Below are 21688 nucleotides of genomic sequence, written 5' to 3'. Positions count from 1 at the left end.
ATGCCGTTCGCGATCACGCAGAACTGTTGCAACGACGCATCCTGCCTGTCGGTGTGCCCGGTCAACTGCATTCATCCCACGCCCGACGAGCCGGATTTCGGTAAGACCGAGCTGCTCTACATCGATCCGCGCTCGTGCATCGACTGCGGGGCCTGCGCGGACGCGTGCCCGGTGGACGCGATCACGCGCGTGTCCCGCTTGACGCCGGATCAGCAGATCTACGCCGACATCAATGCCGACTACTACCGCGACAAGCCTGCAGTAGCGGAGTGGGGTGAGCCCAAATTTCCGGTGTCGACGGTCAACGAACTGCCGCCGGTCAGCATCGCCATCGTCGGGACCGGACCGGCCGCCTGCTACACGGCGCAAGCCCTGTTGCGGGTGCCGGGCACCAGGATCACGTTCTACGACCGATTGCACACCGCGGGTGGTCTCGCGCGCTACGGCGTCGCTCCCGATCACCTCGGCACCCGCCGCATCAGTGAGCACTTCCGGGGGATTTTCGCGCATCCTCGGGTCACGATGAAGCTCGGCGTCGAGGTCGGTAAGGACGTCGATCACGTGGAGTTGGCTCGAAAGTTCGACTCCGTCGTTTACGCCGTCGGTGCCGACAAGGACCGAGCGCTCGACATCCCCGGTATCGATCTCGACAATTCCGTCAGCGCACGCACCCTGGTCGGCTGGTACACCGGGCATCCCGACGTCCCGGCCGACGCGATCGACCTCACCGGCGTCGAGCGGGTGACCGTCATCGGAAACGGGAACGTCGCACTCGATGCAGCGCGCATCCTCACCGCAGACCCGGATCGGCTCGACGGTACCGAGATCGCTCCGCATGCACTGGCCGAATTGCGTCGACACCGCGTCACCGAGGTCGTTGTTCTCGCGCGCCGTGGCCCCGAGTTCGCGGCCTTCACGCGTTCCGAGTGCAAGGCGTTGGTCGATCGACCGGACGTCGACGTGGTGGTGGCAGGACCGGACGGAATTGTCGACGCTATCGATCGATTGCCGCTGTCTGCCTCGGCGTCGGCGCTGGCCGGGGCCGAGCGCGTCGATCTCGGCTCGCGTGCTCGAGGGCGTCGCATCGTCTTCGCGTTCGGGCGGGCACCATCCGCCCTGCACGGAAACGGCTCGGTGGAGTCCATCGAGGTGGGGGTGGGTGAACACGCGGTCACTCTGTCGACGGAGCTGGTTCTGCTCGCGATCGGTTATCGCGGAACTCCGTCGCCGGGCGTCCCGTTCGACGACATCACCGGCACCATTCGCAACGACGGCGGACGGATCACCGCTGCCGACGGCACTCCGGTTCCGGGCAGCTATGTGGTCGGATGGGCCAAACGAGGTGCCACGGGCGGCATCGGCGACAACAAGATCGACGCGGAGGAAACGGCCGAGGCCTTGCTCGCGGACGTCCCGACGCGAGGCCCGGCTCGTCCGCTCGGCTGGTATGGCAAAGTGAGCGCCGCTCTCGGTGATCGAGTCTCGCGAGCGCGCTGACCGGCGGTAACTCCGTGTTCTGTTCACTTTGTGTAGCAGTCTGATTCGAGTCTGCGCGATTCGTACGCACGGCGAGCTTCTCGGAGTTACCGTTGAGTATGGCTGAACGGGGGGCCAAGCCCCAGGTTTCTTTTGTAAGACGGACGATGCTGCGCGCAGTCCGATCGTTGTTCAATCCGCTCCGGCCTGACGACTACCTGTCGATGATCAATCCGCTGTGGACCACTCGCGAACTTCGGGGGAAGGTCGAGCGGGTGGTTCCCGAGGGGTCGGAGGCCGTCTCGGTGTACATCCGTCCGGGTTTCGAGTGGCAGGGCCACACGCCCGGGCAGTACGTCCGACTCGGAGTACTCATCGACGGTCGGTACCACTGGCGGGCGTACTCGCTGACATCCGATCCCGACCCTGTCGACGGTCTCGTCAGCGTCAGCCCCAAGCTGGTGCCGTCGGGCACGGTCTCGCCGTATCTGGTGGGCACCATCAGGACCGGCGATATCGTGCGCCTCAGCGAGGTGGAGGGTGAATTCACTCTGCCGAGTCCGGTTCCGGACAAGATGGTGTTCATCAGCGCAGGCAGCGGCATCACGCCGATCATCAGCATGTTGCGCGCCCTCGACCATCACGACCAGGTCCGTGACGTGGTTGTGGTGCACTCGGTGCACAACCGTGAACAGTTGATGTTCGCGGACACGCTGGAGGAATTGGAAGCCAAGCACGACGGGCTGACGGTGAAGCTACGCATCACCAGTGACGAAGGTCGGATGAAGGCGTCGGAACTGGACGAACTGGTCCCGGATTGGCGTGAGCGGGAGTCGTTCTGCTCCGGTCCGGGCGAACATCTGGACGATCTGCGCTCGTACTGGAAGGACCAGGGAGAGTCGGATCGATTCCATTACGAAAGTTTTCAGCCGGTCATCGGCGGCGGAGACGACGCTGGTGAGGGCGGCACCGTCAAGTTCCTCAACAGCAAGAAGGACGTCGAATGCGACGGTGCCACAACGATTCTCGCCGCGGGTGAGGAAGCCGGACTGGATCTGACGTTCGGCTGCCGCATCGGCATCTGCCACACCTGCGTAGGTACCCTGAAGAAGGGGCGTTTACGTGACCTACGTAACGGGGATATCTCCGAACCTACGGGGCAAGCGGTTCGGATCTGTGTCAACACCGCTGAGGGCGACATCGAAATCGAACTCTGATCTTCCATTCGAACAGGGGAATGTATGTCTATCGACGAAACCACGAGGCGCGTCACCGACACCGATGAGCCGGTGAACCCGCTGGCGCACCTGAGCGACGAGACGATCGCCGAACTCGCCAAGGAGTTCGACGCCATTCACGACGAGGTGTACGCCAGCCTCGGTGACAAGGACCGGAAGTACATCACATCGGTGATCGCAGCCCAACGTCAGCTGCTGGTCGCCGGCCGCGTGCTGTTGCTCGGTTCCACCAGCAAGCCCGCGTGGCTGGCCGGTACCGCATGCCTCGGGATCGCAAAGATCCTCGAGAACATGGAGATCGGCCACAACGTCATGCACGGCCAGTGGGACTGGATGAACGATCCGGAAATCCACTCGTCGGTGTGGGACTGGGATACCGCGTCCACCGCCAACTCGTGGAAGCACTCGCACAACTACGTGCACCACACGTACACGAACATTCGCGGCAAGGACAAGGATCTCGGTTACGAGATCATGCGTATCGACCCACGTCAGAAGTGGAGTCCCGTCTACCTGGCCCAGCCGTTCTACAACGTTCTGCTGATGGCCTTCTTCGAGTGGGGCGTCGCTCTGCACGACCTCGACATCGAGGCGATTCGCCGCGGTGAGAAGCCGGTCAAGGAACTCGTCGAGGACCTCAAGGGCATCGGCGTCAAGGCTCGTAAGCAGTTCGTCAAGGACTACGTGGGCTGGCCGCTGATCAGTGCCGGAGCATTCGCGTTGGCTCAGCTCGCCTCGGGCGGTCGTTTGCCGGAGAGCAAGAGGTCTCGGCTGGCGTCCAAGCTGCGTGGGTCAGCTCGGTTCGGCAAGAATCGTAGGACCGCGGCGCTGCTGGACAGTCGGCTCAGCGGTGTCGAGAGCACGTTCCTCTCGACGGTGGCCGCCAACTTCACCGCCAACATCATCCGCAACGTCTGGTCGAACGCAATCATCTTCTGCGGTCACTTCCCGGATCAGGCCTACACCTTCAGCCAGGAAGAGGTCGAGAACGAGACCCGCGGTGGCTGGTACGTCCGTCAGTTGGTCGGAGCCGCGAACATCGACGGCGGACCACTGTTCCACCTGATGAGCGGCAACCTGAGCTACCAGGTGGAACACCACCTGTACCCGGATATGCCCAGCACTCGGTACTCGGACGTCGCGCCGAAGATCAAGGACATCTGCGAGCGCTACGAATTGCCCTACAACACCGGACCGTTCTTCCAGCAGTGGGGCATGGTCCAGCGGACCATCGCGCGATTGGCCTTCCCCGGTGGCAAGGTTCGGCCGAAGCCGGGCCCCTACCGGCCCGAGGAGAGCTGGCGTCGCAAGTTCGCCGAGGGTGCCACCAAGGACAGCGAGGCCGCCAAGACTCGCGGTCGCGTGCCGGCAGAGCATCCTGCGGCGGGACCGGAACACAACTCCGGCGGGGTCGATGTTCAGCCGCCGCCCCGTGGCGACGACTGAGTTTCGTCCGTAGAGAGCCGATAAGAACCGCGGCCACCCGATCACCGGGTGGCCGCGGTTCTTCGATGTTGGCGGTCGGGTTGTGGGCCCTCACGCCATGTCGACATCCTTGGTCTCGATCAATCGCTTGGTGCAGACCAGACTCAGCACCGACAGCAGGGCCAGCATCACGCCGATCGAGATGCTGCCGAACGCGGCCGTGAGCGGTGCGGCAAGCATCGGCGGAATCGCGCCACCGAGAACTCCGGCGAGATTGTAACCCAAACCTGCTCCGGTATAACGGAATCGAGTCTCAAACAGTTCCGGGAGGAGTGCGCCGGTCGGTCCGTATGCAACGCCGAAGATCGCGAGCGTCACGCACATACCGATCACGAACGCTTCCGGTGAGCCCGTGTCGAGCAACGGGAACAGCGCTATCGACCACGGCACCGCGACGATGCACGCCGCCATGATCACTCGCCGCCGCCCGACGCGATCGGAGTAGGTCGCCGAGAGCGCGATCGCGACTCCGAAGATTACCGCAGCGCCTATCCCGGTGACCAACACGAACGGACGGTCGAACCCGAGGGTCTTGGTGCCGTAGCTCGTCAGGTAGGCGGTCCCCATGTAGAAGAATGCGAAGAGTGACGCCAATGCACCTGCAGCGGTGATGATTTCGCGCTTCTGGATACGCCACGCGTCGAATATCGGCAGCTTGGTCGGTGCCGATGTCGCCGGAGCTTGCTCCTCGGCGAGCTTGTTGGCCCGAAAGACCGGGGTTTCCTCGATGGCCAACCGCATGTAGAGGCCGATGAGTACCAGGACGGCGCTGAGCAGGAACGGGATTCGCCAACCGTAGTTCAGAAACGTCTCGTTGGTATCGCCCAGTAGCAGTCCCGTCGCCAGGAACGTCGCGCTCGAGAAGATGAAGGCGGCCGATGGTCCCAGTTGGGGGAACATCGCATAGAAGCCGCGCTTGCCCGGCGGTGCGTACTCGGCCGTCAGCAATGTCGCGCCGGCCCATTCACCGCCGACGGCAAACCCTTGCCCGAACCGGAGCAGCACCAAGATGATCGGAGCAGCCACGCCGATCGTTTCGGCACCGGGCAGCAGGCCGATGGCGAACGTGGATACTCCCATCAGCAGCAGCGTCGAGATCAACGTCTTCTTGCGACCGATGCGGTCGCCGAAGTGTCCGAACAGCACGGCACCGACGGGCCTGGCGATGAACGCGACTGCGAACGTCGCGAACGAGGCCACGGTGCCGGCCGTGTTGCCGAGCGCTGGGAAGAAGATGGTCGGGAAAACCAATGCGGCAGCGGTTCCATAGATGAAGAAGTCATAGAACTCGATCGTCGTACCGATTCCACTGGCGACAGCGACCCGTCTGACACTGGTCTTGGACTGCACCGCCGGTCTGGTCGGCGTCGAGACACCCGGATCTCCGGGCGAGACAGCGGTCATGGTTCCTCCGTTTTGTCGGGTATCGGGCGAATGTGCGATACCGAATGCGACGAACGGTAGTGATCCGGGTCACCCGCGGAATACCCCCGGATGGGGGGAACGGCGACCACCTCTCTCCGACCTACTGCCAGTGGGCAGTCTCGACGGCGGCGCGGTAGGTGTTCTCGAGGAAGGCGAGCAGCAGCGCATCGGGGTCCTCGGCGGTGCGCACGGCCTCGTAGGGGAGGACGTACTCGCCGAGATCGCGATCGAAGTACGCGGGAGCAGTGACGGCCGGATGGCTGTCGTAGCCGTCCGGATTCGGGTAGGCGTAGGCGTAGAACGCGCCCTCCGCTGCCCCGCCCGGCCAGAAGCCGGCGCTCGAGACCTCGTCGCTGTAGGCCTCGTGCATCACCCAGTCCGGACAGTTGGGAACACCACCGGGATGCTGTGGGGCAGACCTACCCGAGAAGCGCGTGACGGCGAGATCGAAAGCGCCCCAGAAGAAATGGACGGGGCTGGACTTGCCGCGAAAGTCGGCGCGAAACTCGGAGAACACGCGATGTGCGCTGACGAGGGCACGCCAGAACCTCTCCATCGCCTCCGAGTCGTAGGAGGCGTGTTCGACGTCCTCCGCGAACGGGGTGGCGTGCGGCAGTTCGACAGGCTTTCCCACGATCGTCGCGTCGACCCCGAGTTGCGTGAGCAGGTCGGTGTATTCGGCGAAGAAGTCTGCGACGGTGCGGGGTTCGAGCTTCATGGTCCGGCTCTGACCATCGGTGGTGGCCAGTACCAGTCGGTGGGCGAGGAAGTCGAAACGAATTTCGAGCCCGCGGTCGCCTAGTGGGATCAGCGATGTCGTCAGTCCGGATGCATCGACGTACAGCGCGACTCCCCACCAATGGTTGAGTGCCGGCGACAGTGCCATTCGGGTCTTGCCGACGATCTGGGTCCATAGATGCACCGTGTCGCGAGTGTCGGACCAGCTCTCGATCGGAAGTTCCGGCCACGCGTCGTACGAAGTTGTCATGCGTCGATGATGCACACACAGCCGGGGGGAAGGCCATAGCTGTGCTACCTCAGGCGAGCCTCAGGATTCGCCGGTACCGTCTGATCCCAGGGGCGAGGCGCGTGTGGCAGCGGTCAGGGAAGAAGAGGTGATCGGCATGTCCACAGACCACAACCGGGATGTGTTCGACAATGCTCGGGTAGCCGCAGCCTATGAGGAGTACGCCGGCCCCACCGATGGATTTCTCGACCGTGGGGAAGCGGCGGCGCTGGTTGCTGCGGCCTCGGTTGCGCGCGGAACACCGGTGCTGGACGTCGGCGTCGGCAGTGGGCGAACCACGGCTCTGCTCCGACTCGTGAGCGATCGCTATGTAGCGATCGATTACGCGCCCAACATGATCGATGCGTTCCGTCGAAATTTCCCGGACCTGCAGGCGCATGTGGCCGATGCGCGCAGTCTGACGGCTTTCGTCGACGGCCAGTTCGGCCTGATCGTGTTCAGCAACAACGGAATAGACACCGTCACCCACCAGGAGCGGGGCCGGGTACTCGCAGAATTCTGTCGCCTGCTGGCCGATCCCGGAGTGTTGGTGTTCTCCACCCTCAACCGCAACGGACCGTCGTTCGGAGAGAAGCCGTTTCAACTGAGCAGGCCTACGCAGCGATTCAGTTTCTCGCCGAAACGGGCAGTGACGGCAATCGGGCGGAGGCTGCTCGATCCTGCCGGTGTCGTTCGCAGCGTCCGTAATTGGTGGTCGGCCAGATCCCGCGTCGACGATCGTGGATCCTGGGCCGTCGCTCCGCTCGCTGCACACGATTTCGCGCCGTTCATGCACTTCACCACTTTGTCGGACGTGCGGTCGCTGGTGTCGGGTGCCGGTTTCACGATCGTGGAGATCTTCGCCGACGACGGTTCGATCGTGGCGGCCGATACCGAGACGAGCTCGGCCGACAACTTCACGATCGTCGCGCGCAAGTAAGCCGTCAGCTCAGCCGCTCGAGCGCCTCGGTCATCTTCTCCACGGTGTCCGGCGCGACCTTCGCCTCGAAACCCGCCTTCAGGAACGGACCGGCAACCTTTGCGACACCGTTGAACTCGACCTGCGCGTGGTAGTCGATCCGAGTCGATCCGTCACCTTCTGCCGTCAGCGTGATGTCGTCGACGCTGGTGGCCGTCTTGTTCTCGCCTTCGAGCACGATGTGATCAGGCTCGTCCGTGACCAGGGTGTAGGTCAACTCCGTGGTGATACCGAACAGCTTCGAGACGTTGTGCCACTGCGTTCCGACGGCGACCGGCCCGTCCGAAATCTGTGTGCAGCTCTGGGTTCCGGGATCCCACGACGGCGCATTGGAAAAGTCGCGAAGAAATGCGGCCGCCTTCTCGATCGAAACAGCGACGGTGAAGGTGCGGGTGACGTCGACCATGAGAGTTCTTTCCTGTCGTTGGGGGTCAGTCTTCGAGCGGGACGCCGAGGTGGTCGGCAAGCCGGCGCATGGTGCCGACGATCTGGTCCTCGGTCACCCGAGGAAACCCGGCCATCTTGCGGAACTCCGGGTCGGTGACGCGCGACCAGTCGTACACCTGCGTCAGCGCGGTCCGGTCGTCGGCGACCTCCTCGAGCTCCCAGGACCACCGCGTGCCACGAGGTTCCATGCCCTGGCGATTGGGAATCCAACCGATGCGTCGGTCCTGCTCGAACACGAACAAGGTGTTCTCCATGACGTACTCGCCCAGTTCCGGCTGGTACATATCCATCGCGAAGGTGTCGCCCACCGCGCGCAGAGGCGTCGGGTCGATCGCGCCGCGCAGCATCTCCGAGCCGTCGACCGCGGCCTGGACCTCGGGATTGGCGAGCGCAGTGAACACGGAGGCGGGGGGAGCGTCGATCACGCGCCGGACGGTCAACTCGTCGGTCATGGACACGCCTTTCAGTTGTTTATGCCGGCTACGGAGTTACCCCCGTCTGCGGGGAAAGAAACTCCGATCGCCGTTTTTGCCTCCCCGTCTGTTTTGCATCGCAGTGGACACAACGACGAAACACGACCGCCACGTCGCGTTCGTACAGTCGCCGGGTCGGACTCCGCAAAATCCAGCTGTGGAGCAGCACCTTGTCAAGGGGTAGCCATGAGTGGAAATACCGTACGCCTGCAGGCGATCAAAGACGTCGAGGCGTATGTGCCGCCTGCGGTCAGCTTCGTCGGAGATGAGAAGCCGGGCGAGATCTTCGGTGAGAACGTCTTCAGCAAGGTCGTCATGCAGAAGCGTCTGCCCAAATCGGTCTTCAAGTCCGTGATGGCGACGATCGACAAGGGCAAGAAGCTCGATCCCATGGTCGCCGACGCGGTGGCGTCGGCGATGAAGGACTGGGCCCTCGAGAAGGGTGCGACGCACTACGCGCACGTCTTCTACCCGCTCACCGGGCTCACGGCCGAGAAGCACGACAGCTTCTTCGACCCCGTCGGTGACGGCAGCGCACTCGCCGAATTCGCAGGCAAGACGCTGATCCAGGGCGAGCCCGACGCGTCGAGCTTCCCCAACGGCGGTCTGCGCAACACGTTCGAGGCTCGTGGGTACACCGGCTGGGACGTCACCAGCCCGGCGTACGTCCTCGAGAACCCGAACGGCAATACCCTGTGCATCCCGACGGTGTTCGTCTCGATGACCGGTGAGGCTCTGGACCACAAGACGCCGTTGTTGCGTTCGCAGCAGGCGATGGGCGGACATGCCGAGCGCATCCTGAAGCTCTTCGGGCACGAGAACATCGAGAACATCGTCTCGTTCTGTGGTCCTGAGCAGGAGTACTTCCTCGTCGACCGGCACTTCTTCCTGGCCCGTCCCGACCTGCTCAATGCGGGTCGCACGCTGTTCGGATCGAAGCCGCCCAAGGGCCAGGAATTCGACGACCACTACTTCGGAGCCATCCCCGAGCGCGTCCTCGGCTTCATGATGGACACCGAGCGTGAGCTGTTCAAGCTCGGTATCCCGGCCAAGACTCGGCACAACGAGGTCGCTCCAGGACAGTTCGAGATCGCGCCGATGTTCGAGCGCGGCAACATCGCAGCCGATCACCAGCAGCTGTTGATGACGACGTTCAAGACGATCGCCAAGAAGCACGGTATGGAGTGTCTGTTCCACGAGAAGCCGTTCGAGGGCGTCAACGGCTCGGGTAAGCACGTCAACTTCTCGCTCGGCAACTCCGAGCTCGGATCGCTGCTCGTTCCCGGCGACAACCCGCACGACAACGCGCAGTTCCTGGTCTTCTGCGCCGCCGTCATCCGCGCGGTACACAAGTACGGTGGTCTGCTGCGCGCCTCGGTGGCGTCGGCGACCAACGATCACCGTCTCGGGGCCAACGAGGCTCCGCCCGCGATCATCTCGATCTTTCTCGGTGATCAGCTGGCAGACGTGTTCGATCAGATCGCCAAGGGTGCAGCCACGTCCTCGAAGGGCAAGGGCACCATGATGATCGGTGCCGACACCCTGCCCGTGCTGCCCACCGATCCCGGCGACCGCAACCGCACGAGCCCGTTCGCGTTCACCGGCAACAGGTTCGAGTTCCGCGCTCCCGGCTCGATGCAGACCGTCAACGGTCCGATGGTCACGATCAACACGATCATGGCCGAGGCGCTGGACTACATGGCGACCAACCTCGAAACTGCCGTCGCCGACGGCACCGACTTCGACACCGCCGTGCAGAACCTGCTCACGGAGATCATCACCGAACACGGGGCAGTGGTGTTCAACGGTGATGGTTACTCGGACAACTGGCAGGTCGAGGCGGAAGCACGCGGACTACCGAATCTGCGTACCACCCTCGACGCATTGCCGGAGTTGATCTCCGAGTCGGCAATGGAACTGTTCGAGAAGTACAAGGTGTTCAACCACCGAGAGATGCACTCGCGTTACGAGATCGGGCTCGAGCAGTACGCGTTGACGGTGTTCGTCGAAGCGCGGTTGACGCTGGAAATGGGCCAGACGTCCATCCTGCCCGCGGCGGTGCGCTACCAGACCGAACTGGCGCAGAACGTCAGCGCGCTCAAGGGTGCAGGCGTCGACGACGTGGACATGACTGCGCTGCAAGCAGTCTCGGCTCCACTGTCGGAGCTGCGCGCAGCATTGGCGACATTGAAGGGCGCGCTGGAAGCCGACCCGGGTGGCGAAGCTCTGGCCGAGGCCGTGCATGCCAAGGACGAACTGCTGCCCGCCATGGCTGCGGTCCGTTCTGCGTCGGACACACTCGAAGCAATGGTGGCCGACGATCTCTGGCCGCTGCCGACGTATCAGGAGATGCTCTACATCCTCTGAGTGCGCTCGGCAGTGGTGTGGTTGAGTGCCGACTGTGGCACTCAACCACACCACTGTTGTTTTCGGCGTGAGCAATCTCTCGGATCGGAATAGCTTCATGGATCTCGATCGTTCGAGTGATCAGTGGCAAAGACTGTGCACGCACTCGTGAGGAGAGAGATCCATGAAGTTGTTTTCCCCGTTGACCCTCGGTGACCTGAAGCTCGGTAACCGGCTGGTGATGGCCCCGCTCACGCGGGTTCGGTCCGGTAAGGACGGCGTGCCGGGTCCGATGGTGGTCGAGCACTACAAGCAGCGGGCGTCTCTGGGGCTCATCGTCAGCGAAGGCACCTACCCGAGCCACGCGGGCCAGGGCTTCCCCGGTCAGCCCGGTCTGGTGACAGACGAGCAGATCGAGGGTTGGCGCAACGTTGCCGACGCTGTACACGCCGACGGCGGACTGATCGTCGCTCAGGTGATGCATGCGGGTCGCGTGACTCACGAGGCGACGACGGGTGGCCGTGAGGTCGTCGGACCCAGTGCGATTGCTATCGACGGCGAGACTCACACGTACGAGGGCAAGAAGGCGTACCCCACCCCGCGCGCGTTGCGTGAGGACGAGCTGCCGTCGGTGATCGAGGACTTCGTGCAGGCGTCGAAGAATGCGATTGCGGCCGGCATGGACGGCGTCGAGGTTCACGGTGCCAACGGATACCTGTTGCACGAGTTCCTCTCGCCGGCATCGAACAAGCGAGACGACAAGTACGGCGGCTCGCCCGAGAACCGTGCGCGCTTCGTCGCCGAGGTCGTCGAGGCAGTGGTCGCAGCCCTGGGCGCAGGCAAGGTGGGCATTCGAATCTCACCGGCGCACAACATTCAGGATGCGCTCGAGACGGACACCGACGACGTGCGGGCCACTTATCGCGCCTTGGTCGACCGAATCGCACCGTTGGGTCTGGCGTATCTCAGTGTGCTGCACAAGGATCCGGCGGGCGAGCTGGTTCAGGATCTGCGGCAGGCCTTCGGTGGTGCCGTACTGGTTAACAGTGGCTTCGGTGAGATCACCAACCGCGACGAGGCTCTTTCGCTGCTCGACAACGGCATCGGTGACGCAGTCGTCGTCGGCCGTCCGGCGATCGCCAACCCCGATCTTGCCTACCGCTGGCGCGAGGATCTGCCCCTGAACGAGCCGGATCCGAGCACTTTCTACACCGATGGTGCCAAGGGCTACACGGATTACCCGGCGCTGCAGCACTGAGGAACGCGCTCGACGTTTGCCCATCAGATATTCACATGCCCACCGTCACAGGTGGGCATGTGAACAATCTGTGGGCGAACAGTTCGGTCGCTGCTAGAAGTCCGCTGTTTTGCGGGCGCGGATCTTGCTGACGATCGAGAACACCACGGCGATGACCATCAGCGCGTAGAGCACGATGGTGATGCCGCTGCTGACGAGGATCGACGGGTCGCCCTCGCTGACGGCCAACGCGCGTCGGAGCGATTCCTCGGCGAGCGGGCCGAGGATCACGGCGATCAACACCGGTGCGAGCGGAATCTCGTAGCGCCGCATCATGAATCCGACGATGCCGAGTCCGAGCATGAAGATCAGATCCACGATCGACGCACTCGACGCGTAGACGCCGAGGGCTGCGAACACCGAGATTCCGGCGTAGAGGTAGTTCTTCGGGATCTTCAGCAGCTGCGCCCACAGCGGTGCGAACGGCAGGTTGAGGATCAACAACACGATCATCGCCACGAACAGGCTGGCCAGCAGAGCCCAGACGATGTCGCCGCTGCGCTCGAACAACAGCGGCCCGGGCTGCATGCCGTACTGCTGGAAGGCCGCCAGCATGATCGCCGCGGTTGCCGATGTCGGCAAGCCGAGGGCAAGTAGCGCACCCATCGCCGTTCCGGCCGTGGAGTTTCCGGCCGCCTCGGGGCCCGCGACGCCTCGAATGGCACCCTTGCCGAACATCGGCTTGTCACGCTTGCGATCGAGCCTGCGCTCGGTGCCGTAGGCCAGGAAGCTCGGCACTTCGGCACCGCCTGCGGGGATCACACCGAACGGAACACCGAATGCCGTGCCGCGCAGCCAGGCCGGCAACGCATCGCGGAATTCGGCCTTGCTCAGCCACGGACGTCCCTTCGACTTGATCAAGCTGCGGTCCTCGGGCCGTCCGATCTTCGACGCAATATGGATGACCTCACCGAGGGCGAGCATCGCCACGGTGATGACGACGATGTGGATGCCGTCGAACAGGGCCGGTACCTCGAAGGTGAATCGTGAAGCGCCCGAAGGGCCGTCGATACCGATCACGGCCAAGGTCAGGCCGATCAGCAGTGCGGTCAGGCCCTTGAGAGCGGAGTCCGAGACCACCGCCGACGTCGCGATGAACGCGAACACCGCGAGCGCGAGATATTCGGCGGGTCCGAAGTTGGTCGCCAGCGCGGCAAGCGTCGGGGCGAAGAACACGACCAGGGTCGTCGCGACGATGCCGCCGATGAATGCACCGATGGCCGAGGTGGCCAAAGCCTGTGGTGCGCGGCCGTTCTTGGCCATGCGGTGACCCTCGAACGTACCTGCAATGGCCGTGCTGTTGCCTGGGGTGTTCATCAGGATGCCGGAGATCGAATCGCCGAACAGGCCGCCGAAATACACGCCGGCGAACATGATCAGTGCGGCAGTGGGGTCGAGGGTGAAGGTGACCGGCAGCAGCAGGGCCACCGCCATGGCAGAGCCGAGACCGGGCAGTACGCCCACGGCGGTGCCCAGCAACGCGCCGACGAACACCCACACCAGGTTCATCGGAGTCAGCGCGGTGCCGAACCCGTCGAGAAGATTGCTCAATGAATCCATCGGAAATTCAGCTCCGTCAGAAGATCTGGGCGAGGACGCCGCCGGGCAAGGTCAGGCCGAGGCCCGCGGAGAATGCGATCTGAATCGTGCTCGAGACCAGGAGCGCGACTGCCGCGTCGAACACGTAACGGCGACCGCCCAATCCGACCGACACACCCCAGAAGAGCAGCGCGCCGGCGAGCACCCAGCCCAGTGGGTCGAGGAGGGCGATGAACACTGCCACCGATCCGACGGTGATGGACAGCGTGCGCCAATTGCTGACGGTGCCGGTGTGCGGCACTCCGTCGTCGTCGACCCCGCGGTCGATCTCGTCGGGCTTGACCATCAGTTGGATGGTGACCAACAGGGCGACCACGAAGCAGCCGCCGGCGACGATCGCCGGAAAGACCTGTGGACCAGGGGAGGTGGCGGTGGGTGGAACCTCCATCGTGACGGTTCCGTAGACCAGAAATGCTCCGAGTGCGACGAGCAGCGCCGGAACGATCAGTCCACTGCGGCCCGTCCAGAAGGATCGGGACGTGTCCGTGTCGGTAGTCGTCGTTGTCATACCAGCCCCAACTCCTCGAGAATTCCGGTGATGCGTGCCTGCTCGACGTCGAGGAACTCTCCGAACTCGTCTCCCGTCACCACCGACTCTTTCCAGCGGTTGCGTTCGACGGCCGTCGCCCACTGCTCGGTCTCGACCATCTCGGTGACGATGTCGACGAGAGTCTGCCGGTCCTCGTCCGAGATCCCCGGCGGTGCAACGATTCCGCGCCAGTTGACGAGGTCGACGTTGTAGCCCTGTTCGATGAAGGTGTCCACGTCGAATCCCTCGAGCGGCTCGGGCGCGGCCACAGCGAGTGCACGCACGTTGCCTGCCTCGATCTGGTCACGGAAGTCGTTGAACCCACTGACCGCAACGCCGACGGTGTTCGAGAGCAGCGACGTCAGTACCTCGCCGCCACCGGAGTAGGCGATGTAATTGATTGCGGCCGGATCGATGTCGGCTTCCTGTGCCAACTGGCCCGCGACGATGTGGTCGATTCCGCCGAGTGAGCCGCCGCCGATCGGTAGTCCGCCGGGATTGGCCCGCCAGGCCTCGATCATGTCTTCGAGATTCTGGATCGGTGAATCCTTGGGGACGACGAACACCTCGAAGTCCTCGGCGAGTTTTGCGATCGGGACGGTGTCGGCCAAAGTGGTGTCGGAGTTGTTGATGGCGATGCCGCCGAGCATCACGGTGCCGGTGATCATCACGGTGGTGGGCTGGCCGCTGAGGTTCTCGAGTTGGCTCAGGCCGATGGTTCCGCCTGCCCCTGGAACGTTGACGACCTGTGCATTGTTGACGATGCCATCGCTGCGCAGTGCTTGCTGCGATTCACGGGCGACGAGGTCCCAGCCACCGCCCGCGGCGGCCGGTGCAATCAACGTGAGCTTGGCGCGGGCGTCGGAGCCGCTGGCGCTGTTGGCGGCATCGATTCCCGCGACGGTCACCGCTCCCACCACCACCAGGGCTCCGGCCGTTCGTAGCAATGTGGGCGATATCGCCATCAGAGACCTTTCGTGTGGTGTGTCACAGCGTCAGGTTAGATACAGTTTGTCCTATTAGTCCAGTTCACAACATCGAGGGCGATCTTCGATGGATTCGAGCAAGGGGAACGACCGTGTCGGTAGGCAGCGCAGTGGCAGTAGCGATGAGCAACACCCCCGAGGGGCAGGAAGCGTTGCGACGTGGTGCCGCCGAGGCCGAGCTGCGTCAGGCCGAGCTGATCGTGTTGTCCGTGGTGGACCGCGATTCCGTATCGGCAGAGGACCGCAGCGCGGCGCAAGCGGAGGTGGAGCGAACCCTCCCCGGAACGGCGACGAGCGTGCGCGTCGAACCGGACGGCGGTGACCCGGCCGGCGCACTGGTCGATCTTGTTGCCGACGTCGGTGCGGGCATGGTCGTCATCGGCTCCAAGCGTCGATCCGCAGTGGGCAAGTTCCTGATGGGAAGCACCGTTCAGCGAGTGTTGCTGGACTGCCCGGTTCCCGTCCTCGTCGTGAAGGCACCATGACGCGGTAGTATCGGACAAACTTCACATCACACGACCCCGAGGAATCATGGACAGCGATAAACCCGGGCCGGACACGGCTCCCCGCACCACAGCTACTACGTGCGAGGCGGTGTCCGGCGAATGAGCGTTCTGCTCACTCTTCTGCTCGGCCTGCTCGTCGTATTTCTCATCACCGTCGCAACCGGCTACTTCGTAGCTCAGGAATTCGCGTACATGACCGTCGACCGGTCCCGGCTCAAGGCGCGTGCCGAAGCCGGCGACGCGGTCGCAGCTCGCACGCTGACCGTCACCAAGCGCACGTCGTTCATGCTCTCGGGTGCGCAGCTGGGCATCACGGTCACCGGCCTACTGGTCGGCTACGTTGCCGAACCACTGATCGGGCAATCGTTCGGTGCCATCCTCGGCGGCGTCGGTGTTCCGACAGCAGTCGGTGTCGGACTGGGTGCCGTTCTGGCGATCACGTTCGCGACGTTCGTGCAGATGCTCTTCGGTGAACTGTTCCCCAAGAACTTCGCCATCGCCCGCCCGGAGCCGGTGGCTCGATGGCTCTCGCTCTCGACGACCATCTACCTCAAGCTCTTCGGCTGGTTGATCACCATCTTCGATCAGTCGTCGAATCTGTTGCTGAAGGCGCTGAAGATCGAACCCGTGCACGACGTGGAGCACTCGGCCAGTCCGCGCGACCTCGAGCACATCGTCTCGGACTCACGCGAGACGGGCGACCTGCCCGACGAGCTCTCGACCCTGCTCGATCGCATTCTCGACTTCCCGACCCGCAACGTCGAACATGCCATGATTCCGCGTTCACGAGCCGCAACGGTGCGCGACACCGACACGCTCGGTGAGGTGAAAGCGCTCATGGGCCAGGAACATTCGCGGTATCCCGTGCTCGACGAGGACGACGGTATCGTCGGCGTCGTGCACCTGCACGACGTGCTGGGCTCCGTCGAGCCCGATTCGACGCCGATCTCCGGACTCACCCGCGATGCACTGATTCTGCCCGAGATGCAGAGCCTGCCCGACGCGATGCGCGAGCTGCGGGCCACACGGAACCAATTGGCCTGTGTCATCGACGAATACGGCGGCCTCACCGGTGTCATCACCATCGAGGACCTGGCCGAGGAACTCGTCGGTGAAATCACCGACGAGCACGACGACGGTGTACTCGACCCGAGCCCGGTCAGCGGCGACGACGGCAGCTGGACGATGGCAGGGGAGGTGCACGTCGACGAGGTCGAGCGCGCGATCGGGGTGGATCTGCCCGACGGGGACTACGAGACCATCGCCGGATTCGCCATCGCGCATCATGGTTCGCTGCCCGACGTCGGTACCCGCATCGAGGTGGATCTTCCGCCGGACAACGCGGATCTGGCCAACGACGACGAGACTCCGATTCGATTCGTCACGATCGAGGTGCAGGAGATCGACAGTCACGTGCCGTCACTACTCACCCTGACCATCGACGAGCGGGCGACCGAGAACAACGAGAATTCGGCCGAGTCCGATATTGCAGGAGCACACCGATGAGCAACCTTTGGGTCTTTCTGGCCGTCACCATCGGTCTCATCGCTGCGAGCGCCTTCTTCGTCGCCGTCGAGTTCGCTCTGCTCGCGGCCAAGCGGCATCGCCTCGAAGATGCTGCACCGAACTCGCGATCCGCTCGGGCCGCGCTGCGCAGTTCCTCGGAGCTGACGGTGCTGCTCGCCGGATCGCAGCTCGGTATCACCGTCTGCACCCTGGCCCTCGGTGCAACGACGAAACCGGCCGTGCACTACTGGCTCACGCCGCTGTTCGAGAGCATCGGCCTGCCCTACTGGTTCGCCGACGTCCTCGGCTTCGTCCTGGCCCTGATCATCGTCACGTTCCTGCACTTGGTCGTCGGCGAGATGGCTCCGAAGTCCTGGGCTATCGCACATCCGGAGAAGTCGGCGACGATGCTCGCAATCCCCATGCGCGCGTTCATGTTTCTCACGCGTCCGGTGCTGACGGCACTGAACAACATGGCGAACTGGTGCCTGCGCAAGGTGGGCGTCGAGCCGGCCGACACCGTGGGCACCGGGCAGAACGCGGACGATCTTCGTCAGCTGGTGGAGCACTCGGTCAATGTCGGCGCTCTGGACGCGAGTTATCAGGCGCAGATCTCCGGTGCCTTGGAACTGCAGGATCTCACCGTCGGCGATCTGGTTGCCGGGAGCGGGACGCCGACCTCGGTGTCGTCGTCGGCCTCGATCGACGACGTGCGGGAGGCGTCACGCATCAGCGGGCACCTGCGCATCCTCGTCAGCGACGGGGACGTCGTCAAAGGTGTTGTGCATGTGCGAGACACGCTGACCGAACCCGAGAGTCTGGCGGAGATCACGCGTCCGGCGTACACGCTGGAGTCCACCACTCCGGTGTACGTGGCGCTCGCGTCGATGCGCGAGACCCGGCATCATCTGGCGCTGGTGGTGGATGCGTCCGTGGGGGTGGGTGACACCGCGCGGACGATCGGCGTGGTGACGCTGTCGGATGTGCTGACGCGGCTTCTGCCCGAACCCGTCTGATCCGATTCCGGCATTCGAACGAGACATCCCCGACCGGCCTACACAGCCGATCGGGGATGTCTCTGTCGTATCGAGCCCGAGTACTCAGATCGGGGCGACGACCAACAGGTGTGCCCAGTACGACGCGACGTCGTGGCCGAGCTGGGGGAGCAGCACGTCGTAGAGCAGGTAGGACATCATTGCCGTCGAACTCCTTGTTCAGCGGGTCGTTGCCGACTCGCATACCGAGACTTGTAGGTCATTGAGACTGTAGATGACCCGGCCTTCGGTGGCATCCATATCGCCCACCTCACGTTCCGTGCCGACTATGCGTCAGCCGATGCAACCCTGAAGCGTGGTGAAGCTACCCGCGATTCCGGCACCGTTGCACACTGCGCCTTCAGGGGTGAGCGTGATGGTGGAGCCCGGTGCGGCCACCGCGATGGAGAGTCCGAGGCCCGCGGCGGTGTTCTGGGCAACCGCTCCGGGTCCGAAGGCGATCGCTGCGGGCGCGCCGCCGAAACTGCCGTTGCTGACGGCAGTTCCGCCGTTCAGGCCGAGCGCCAGAGCGGCCGCATTGTTCATGGCCTCCGCCGAGCCCCAGCCCTCCAGGCCGAATCCTGCGGCCGCGCTGGCACCGTCTGCGGAGCTGTCGCACTGTGATCCTCCGACGAGCGCAGCGATGTCGGCACCTCCTGGCGCTGTGGTGCAGGCGACCGGTGCGGCCGATGCCGTACCGGGCACCAGGGCTGCGAAGGTACAGGCGAATCCGAATGCTGCCGCTCCGCCGAGAATTCTCTTGGTGTGGAACATGGTGAATGCCTCCCGAGATCGATGCGTCGGCACCGGTGCGCCGAGCGTGATGGTCGCTGGGCCGGTGTTGCTGGGGGACCCGACTCCCTGACATCGAGTCTCGACCTACCCGGCCGCGGCGCGGGTTCGTCGACATCTCGAAAACGTCTCGGTAAGATAACGCGGAGGTAACGCGACGTGCAGCGCGGTCGGTCCATACGATTGCCTCATGATCGGACGCATCGACGAGGTCGTTTTCGACTGCACGGAGCCGGCATTGCTGGCGCAATTCTGGGCCGGGGTGCTCGGCGGGATGCCGGCAGTGCGTGACGACGCGTGGCACTTCGTGGACGTTCCCGGGTTCACCCGGCTGGCGTTCCAGCGAGTATCCGAGGGCAAAGCCGGCAAGAACCGACTTCATCTCGACGTCGACGTACCGAGCATCGACGACGCCGTCGAGCAGGCGGTTGCGCTGGGTGCGACGGTGCTCGGCGACCGGCACTCCGATGCGGCCGGATCTTTTCAGGTGCTCCTCGACCCCGAGGGCAACGAGTGGTGCTTGGTGACTCCGCCCAGTTGATCAGCGGGCGTCGTGCTGGGTGCGTGATTCGAGCACGAACGGCATGCTGCCCTCGATGAGCTCGATGAGGTCGCTCAAACGGGTGCCGACGTCGCGCCCCAGTGGGGTGAGGCTGTACTCCACTTTGGGCGGGATGGTCTCGAGCACCGTGCGCACCACGAGGCCGTCACGCTCGAGCGTCTGCAGGGTCTGCGACAGCATGCGTTCACTGACGCCGTCGACGCGTCGGCGCAGTGCGTTGAAGCGGTAGTCACCTTCGGTGAGTGCCGCGAGGGCCAGGACTCCCCACCTGCTCGTGGCGTTCTGCAGAGTCTGTCGCGACGCGCAGTTCCGCGCGAAGACGGACGCTTCGAGGGATTCGGCGGCATCGGACATATGCCCATGCTAGCGCATGCAAAAACATCAGTGGTTACCGTCGAAGTTGCACTGCACAAAAAGTAAGTGCATCATGATGGGGAACTTGAAACCTCAACCCCGAGACACGCAGGAGTCGACATGACCACAGCAGTAACCGGAGCAACGGGCAACCTCGGCGGACTCGTCGTCGACGCACTCATCACACGAGGCGTCGCACCCGGCGACATCGTTGCCGTCGTCCGTAACGCGGACAAGGCCGCACCGCTGGCCGAACGCGGCGTCGTGGTTCGGGTTGCCGACTACAGCGACACTGCCGCTCTGACGTCTGCTTTCGCGGGCGTGGACAAGGTGCTGCTGATTTCGGGATCCGAGGTGGGACAGCGAATTGCGCAGCACCACAACGTGATCGACGCTGCTGAGGCGGCCGGGGTGAGCCTGATCGCGTACACCAGCTTGCTCGCGGCAGACACGTCCGGGGTGAGCTTGGCCCCCGAGCACAAGGCAACCGAGGAGCGCCTCACCGCGTCGGCGATCCCGGCGGTCTTCCTGCGCAACGGTTGGTACTGGGAGAACTACCTCGGCTCGCTCGCCCAGACAATCGAGGGTGGAGTTCTGCTCGGCGCGGCGGGGAACGGCAAGATCGCGGCAGCATCGCGCGCCGATTTCGCCGAGGCCGCAGCTGCTGTGCTGACCCACGACGATCAGGGCGGCAAGATCTACGAGCTCGGCGGCGACGAGCGCCTGACCTACGCCGATCTGGCGGCCGTCATCGGTGAGGTCTCCGGCAAGCCGATGGTCTACCAGGATGTGTCGGAGTCCGAGTACGCCGCAATCCTCGAGGGTGCCGGTCTGCCCGATTTCGTGGCGACCATGCTCGCCAGTGCCGACGCCGGCATCTCGCGCGGCGAACTCGACACCGACTGCGGTGACCTGCAGACCTTGATCGGTCGAGCATCCACTCCGGTGGCCGAGGTGCTCCGCTCCGCGATGTGACGGGTGTGCCGGGGGCGACTGCGGTACTTGTAGCGTGGGCGCGGTGAATCACACGAAGACCCGCACCCTGTTCCTGGCCGCCTCTGCATCGCTCGTTCTCCTGACGGGTGCGTGCAGTTCGGATTCGGACTCCTCGTCCCCCACGACGACGACGTCCGCCTCTGCGTCCGCCTCGGCCGAGGCAGCGTCGACCGGCACATGCCCCACGGCAGCCCCCGATTCGGCCGCAACCTCAGAGTGGACGCTGGCCGGGGATACCGGCAGCATCGCCGTCGTCGGATCGACGGACACCGCGGCACCGGCGGTCACGGTCGAGGCCCCGTTCAACGTCGCCGAGTCACAGGTGAAGACACTGACGGTCGGTGACGGTCCGGTCGTCGCGGACGACGCCGAGGTATCCGTGTGCTACCTGGGCGTCAACGGACGCGACGGATCGACGTTCGACAGCAGCTACGAGCGCGGTGCACCGGTCGATTTCCCGCTGAACGGTGTGGTGGCGGGCTTCCAGAAGGCAATCGCCGGGCAGACCGTCGGCTCGACGGTCGCCGTGGCGGTCACGTCGGCCGACGGTTACCCGAGCGGCCAGCCGGCGGCCGGAATCGAGCCGGGAGACAGCTTGATCTTCGCGATTGCGATCCTGTCCGCGAGCTGAGTGCCTCCGGCAGTGGCGTGG

Annotated in this window: 21 protein-coding genes; 12 read left to right on the top strand and 9 right to left on the bottom strand. The window is 64.2% G+C overall.

Going from position 1 to position 21688, the window contains the following annotated elements; all coding sequences use genetic code 11:
• The 3 genes from CH286_RS04825 (at position 1) to CH286_RS04815 (ending at position 4160) form a co-directional block, all read left to right on the top strand.
• Positions 1 to 1497, top strand: coding sequence for an FAD-dependent oxidoreductase (locus CH286_RS04825; protein ID WP_032405700.1), 1497 nt, complete (start codon positions 1 to 3; stop codon positions 1495 to 1497).
• 98 nt (positions 1498 to 1595) lie between these two features.
• Positions 1596 to 2693: a ferredoxin reductase gene (locus CH286_RS04820; protein WP_032376296.1), complete on the top strand. Its 1098-nt coding sequence runs from the start codon at positions 1596 to 1598 to the stop codon at positions 2691 to 2693.
• Positions 2694 to 2717: 24 nt separating this feature from the next.
• Positions 2718 to 4160, top strand: a complete 1443-nt coding sequence (locus CH286_RS04815; RefSeq protein WP_032405701.1) for a fatty acid desaturase family protein — start codon at positions 2718 to 2720, stop codon at positions 4158 to 4160.
• Between the two features lie 90 nt (positions 4161 to 4250).
• On the opposite strand, the gene CH286_RS04810 is transcribed toward CH286_RS04815, so the two are convergent.
• Together CH286_RS04810 and CH286_RS04805 are read right to left on the bottom strand one after the other, a co-directional pair.
• Positions 4251 to 5603 carry an MFS transporter gene (locus CH286_RS04810; RefSeq protein ID WP_037154056.1) on the bottom strand — a complete coding sequence of 451 codons (1353 nt, stop codon included), beginning with the start codon at positions 5601 to 5603 and terminating at the stop codon, positions 4251 to 4253.
• 121 nt (positions 5604 to 5724) lie between these two features.
• Positions 5725 to 6612 (bottom strand): DUF5996 family protein, encoded by an 888-nt coding sequence (locus CH286_RS04805; protein WP_032376299.1) that lies wholly within the window; start codon positions 6610 to 6612, stop codon positions 5725 to 5727.
• Positions 6613 to 6748: 136 nt separating this feature from the next.
• Here CH286_RS04805 and CH286_RS04800 point away from each other — a divergent pair, with 136 nt between their 5' ends.
• Positions 6749 to 7570: a class I SAM-dependent methyltransferase gene (locus tag CH286_RS04800; RefSeq protein WP_094608565.1), complete on the top strand. Its 822-nt coding sequence runs from the start codon at positions 6749 to 6751 to the stop codon at positions 7568 to 7570.
• Between the two features lie 4 nt (positions 7571 to 7574).
• Here CH286_RS04800 and CH286_RS04795 read toward each other — a convergent pair whose 3' ends face one another.
• Entirely contained in the window at positions 7575 to 8015 is a 441-nt protein-coding gene (locus CH286_RS04795; RefSeq protein ID WP_094608507.1) for an SRPBCC family protein, read from the bottom strand.
• Between the two features lie 25 nt (positions 8016 to 8040).
• On the bottom strand, positions 8041 to 8508 hold the full coding sequence (locus CH286_RS04790; protein WP_032376301.1) for an SRPBCC domain-containing protein: 468 nt from the start codon (positions 8506 to 8508) through the stop codon (positions 8041 to 8043).
• Between the two features lie 207 nt (positions 8509 to 8715).
• Between CH286_RS04790 and CH286_RS04785 the strand changes: the two genes are divergently transcribed.
• Both CH286_RS04785 and CH286_RS04780 read left to right on the top strand, forming a co-directional pair.
• Complete coding sequence (locus CH286_RS04785) at positions 8716 to 10896, top strand: glutamine synthetase III family protein (protein WP_032376302.1); 2181 nt, start codon at positions 8716 to 8718, stop codon at positions 10894 to 10896.
• Positions 10897 to 11059: 163 nt separating this feature from the next.
• Entirely contained in the window at positions 11060 to 12133 is a 1074-nt protein-coding gene (locus CH286_RS04780; RefSeq protein WP_094608506.1) for an alkene reductase, read from the top strand.
• Positions 12134 to 12226: 93 nt separating this feature from the next.
• Here CH286_RS04780 and CH286_RS04775 read toward each other — a convergent pair whose 3' ends face one another.
• From CH286_RS04775 to CH286_RS04765, 3 genes are read right to left on the bottom strand one after another with little or no spacing between them, the layout of a single operon-like run.
• Positions 12227 to 13732, bottom strand: a complete 1506-nt coding sequence (locus tag CH286_RS04775; protein WP_094608505.1) for a tripartite tricarboxylate transporter permease — start codon at positions 13730 to 13732, stop codon at positions 12227 to 12229.
• A 16-nt stretch (positions 13733 to 13748) separates the two neighbouring features.
• The gene (locus CH286_RS04770; RefSeq protein WP_094608504.1) at positions 13749 to 14279 is read right to left on the bottom strand and encodes a tripartite tricarboxylate transporter TctB family protein; all 531 of its coding nucleotides are present in this window, start codon (positions 14277 to 14279) and stop codon (positions 13749 to 13751) included.
• Positions 14276 to 15265, bottom strand: a complete 990-nt coding sequence (locus tag CH286_RS04765; protein WP_094608503.1) for a Bug family tripartite tricarboxylate transporter substrate binding protein — start codon at positions 15263 to 15265, stop codon at positions 14276 to 14278. Before CH286_RS04765 ends, CH286_RS04770 begins: the two co-directional genes overlap by 4 nt.
• 113 nt (positions 15266 to 15378) lie before the next feature.
• Here CH286_RS04765 and CH286_RS04760 point away from each other — a divergent pair, with 113 nt between their 5' ends.
• The 3 genes from CH286_RS04760 (at position 15379) to CH286_RS04750 (ending at position 18314) form a co-directional block, all read left to right on the top strand.
• Entirely contained in the window at positions 15379 to 15771 is a 393-nt protein-coding gene (locus CH286_RS04760) for a universal stress protein (protein ID WP_255182571.1), read from the top strand.
• Positions 15772 to 15891: 120 nt separating this feature from the next.
• Entirely contained in the window at positions 15892 to 17298 is a 1407-nt protein-coding gene (locus CH286_RS04755) for a hemolysin family protein (RefSeq protein WP_094608502.1), read from the top strand.
• Positions 17295 to 18314: a hemolysin family protein gene (locus tag CH286_RS04750; protein WP_032405710.1), complete on the top strand. Its 1020-nt coding sequence runs from the start codon at positions 17295 to 17297 to the stop codon at positions 18312 to 18314. The genes CH286_RS04755 and CH286_RS04750 overlap by 4 nt, the downstream gene beginning before the upstream one ends.
• 312 nt (positions 18315 to 18626) lie before the next feature.
• Here CH286_RS04750 and CH286_RS04745 read toward each other — a convergent pair whose 3' ends face one another.
• Positions 18627 to 19106: a DUF6764 family protein gene (locus CH286_RS04745; protein WP_032405711.1), complete on the bottom strand. Its 480-nt coding sequence runs from the start codon at positions 19104 to 19106 to the stop codon at positions 18627 to 18629.
• A 208-nt stretch (positions 19107 to 19314) separates the two neighbouring features.
• On the opposite strand from CH286_RS04745, the gene CH286_RS04740 reads away from it, so the two are divergent.
• Complete coding sequence (locus CH286_RS04740; protein ID WP_094608501.1) at positions 19315 to 19665, top strand: VOC family protein; 351 nt, start codon at positions 19315 to 19317, stop codon at positions 19663 to 19665.
• Here the strand turns inward: CH286_RS04740 and CH286_RS04735 are convergent, their stop codons facing one another.
• On the bottom strand, positions 19666 to 20040 hold the full coding sequence (locus CH286_RS04735) for a winged helix-turn-helix transcriptional regulator (RefSeq protein WP_094608500.1): 375 nt from the start codon (positions 20038 to 20040) through the stop codon (positions 19666 to 19668).
• Between the two features lie 120 nt (positions 20041 to 20160).
• Between CH286_RS04735 and CH286_RS04730 the strand changes: the two genes are divergently transcribed.
• Both CH286_RS04730 and CH286_RS04725 read left to right on the top strand, forming a co-directional pair.
• Entirely contained in the window at positions 20161 to 21015 is an 855-nt protein-coding gene (locus CH286_RS04730) for an SDR family oxidoreductase (RefSeq protein ID WP_094608499.1), read from the top strand.
• 34 nt (positions 21016 to 21049) lie between these two features.
• On the top strand, positions 21050 to 21667 hold the full coding sequence (locus tag CH286_RS04725; RefSeq protein WP_094608498.1) for an FKBP-type peptidyl-prolyl cis-trans isomerase: 618 nt from the start codon (positions 21050 to 21052) through the stop codon (positions 21665 to 21667).
• Positions 21668 to 21688 lie beyond the last annotated feature (21 nt).

The sequence above is a fragment of the Rhodococcus sp. WWJCD1 genome, from assembly GCF_002258735.1.
In the GTDB taxonomy this organism is placed as follows: Bacteria; Actinomycetota; Actinomycetes; order Mycobacteriales; family Mycobacteriaceae; genus Rhodococcoides.
Note: the sequence above shows the minus strand (reverse complement) of the source record. Positions and strands in the feature narration are given on the sequence as shown.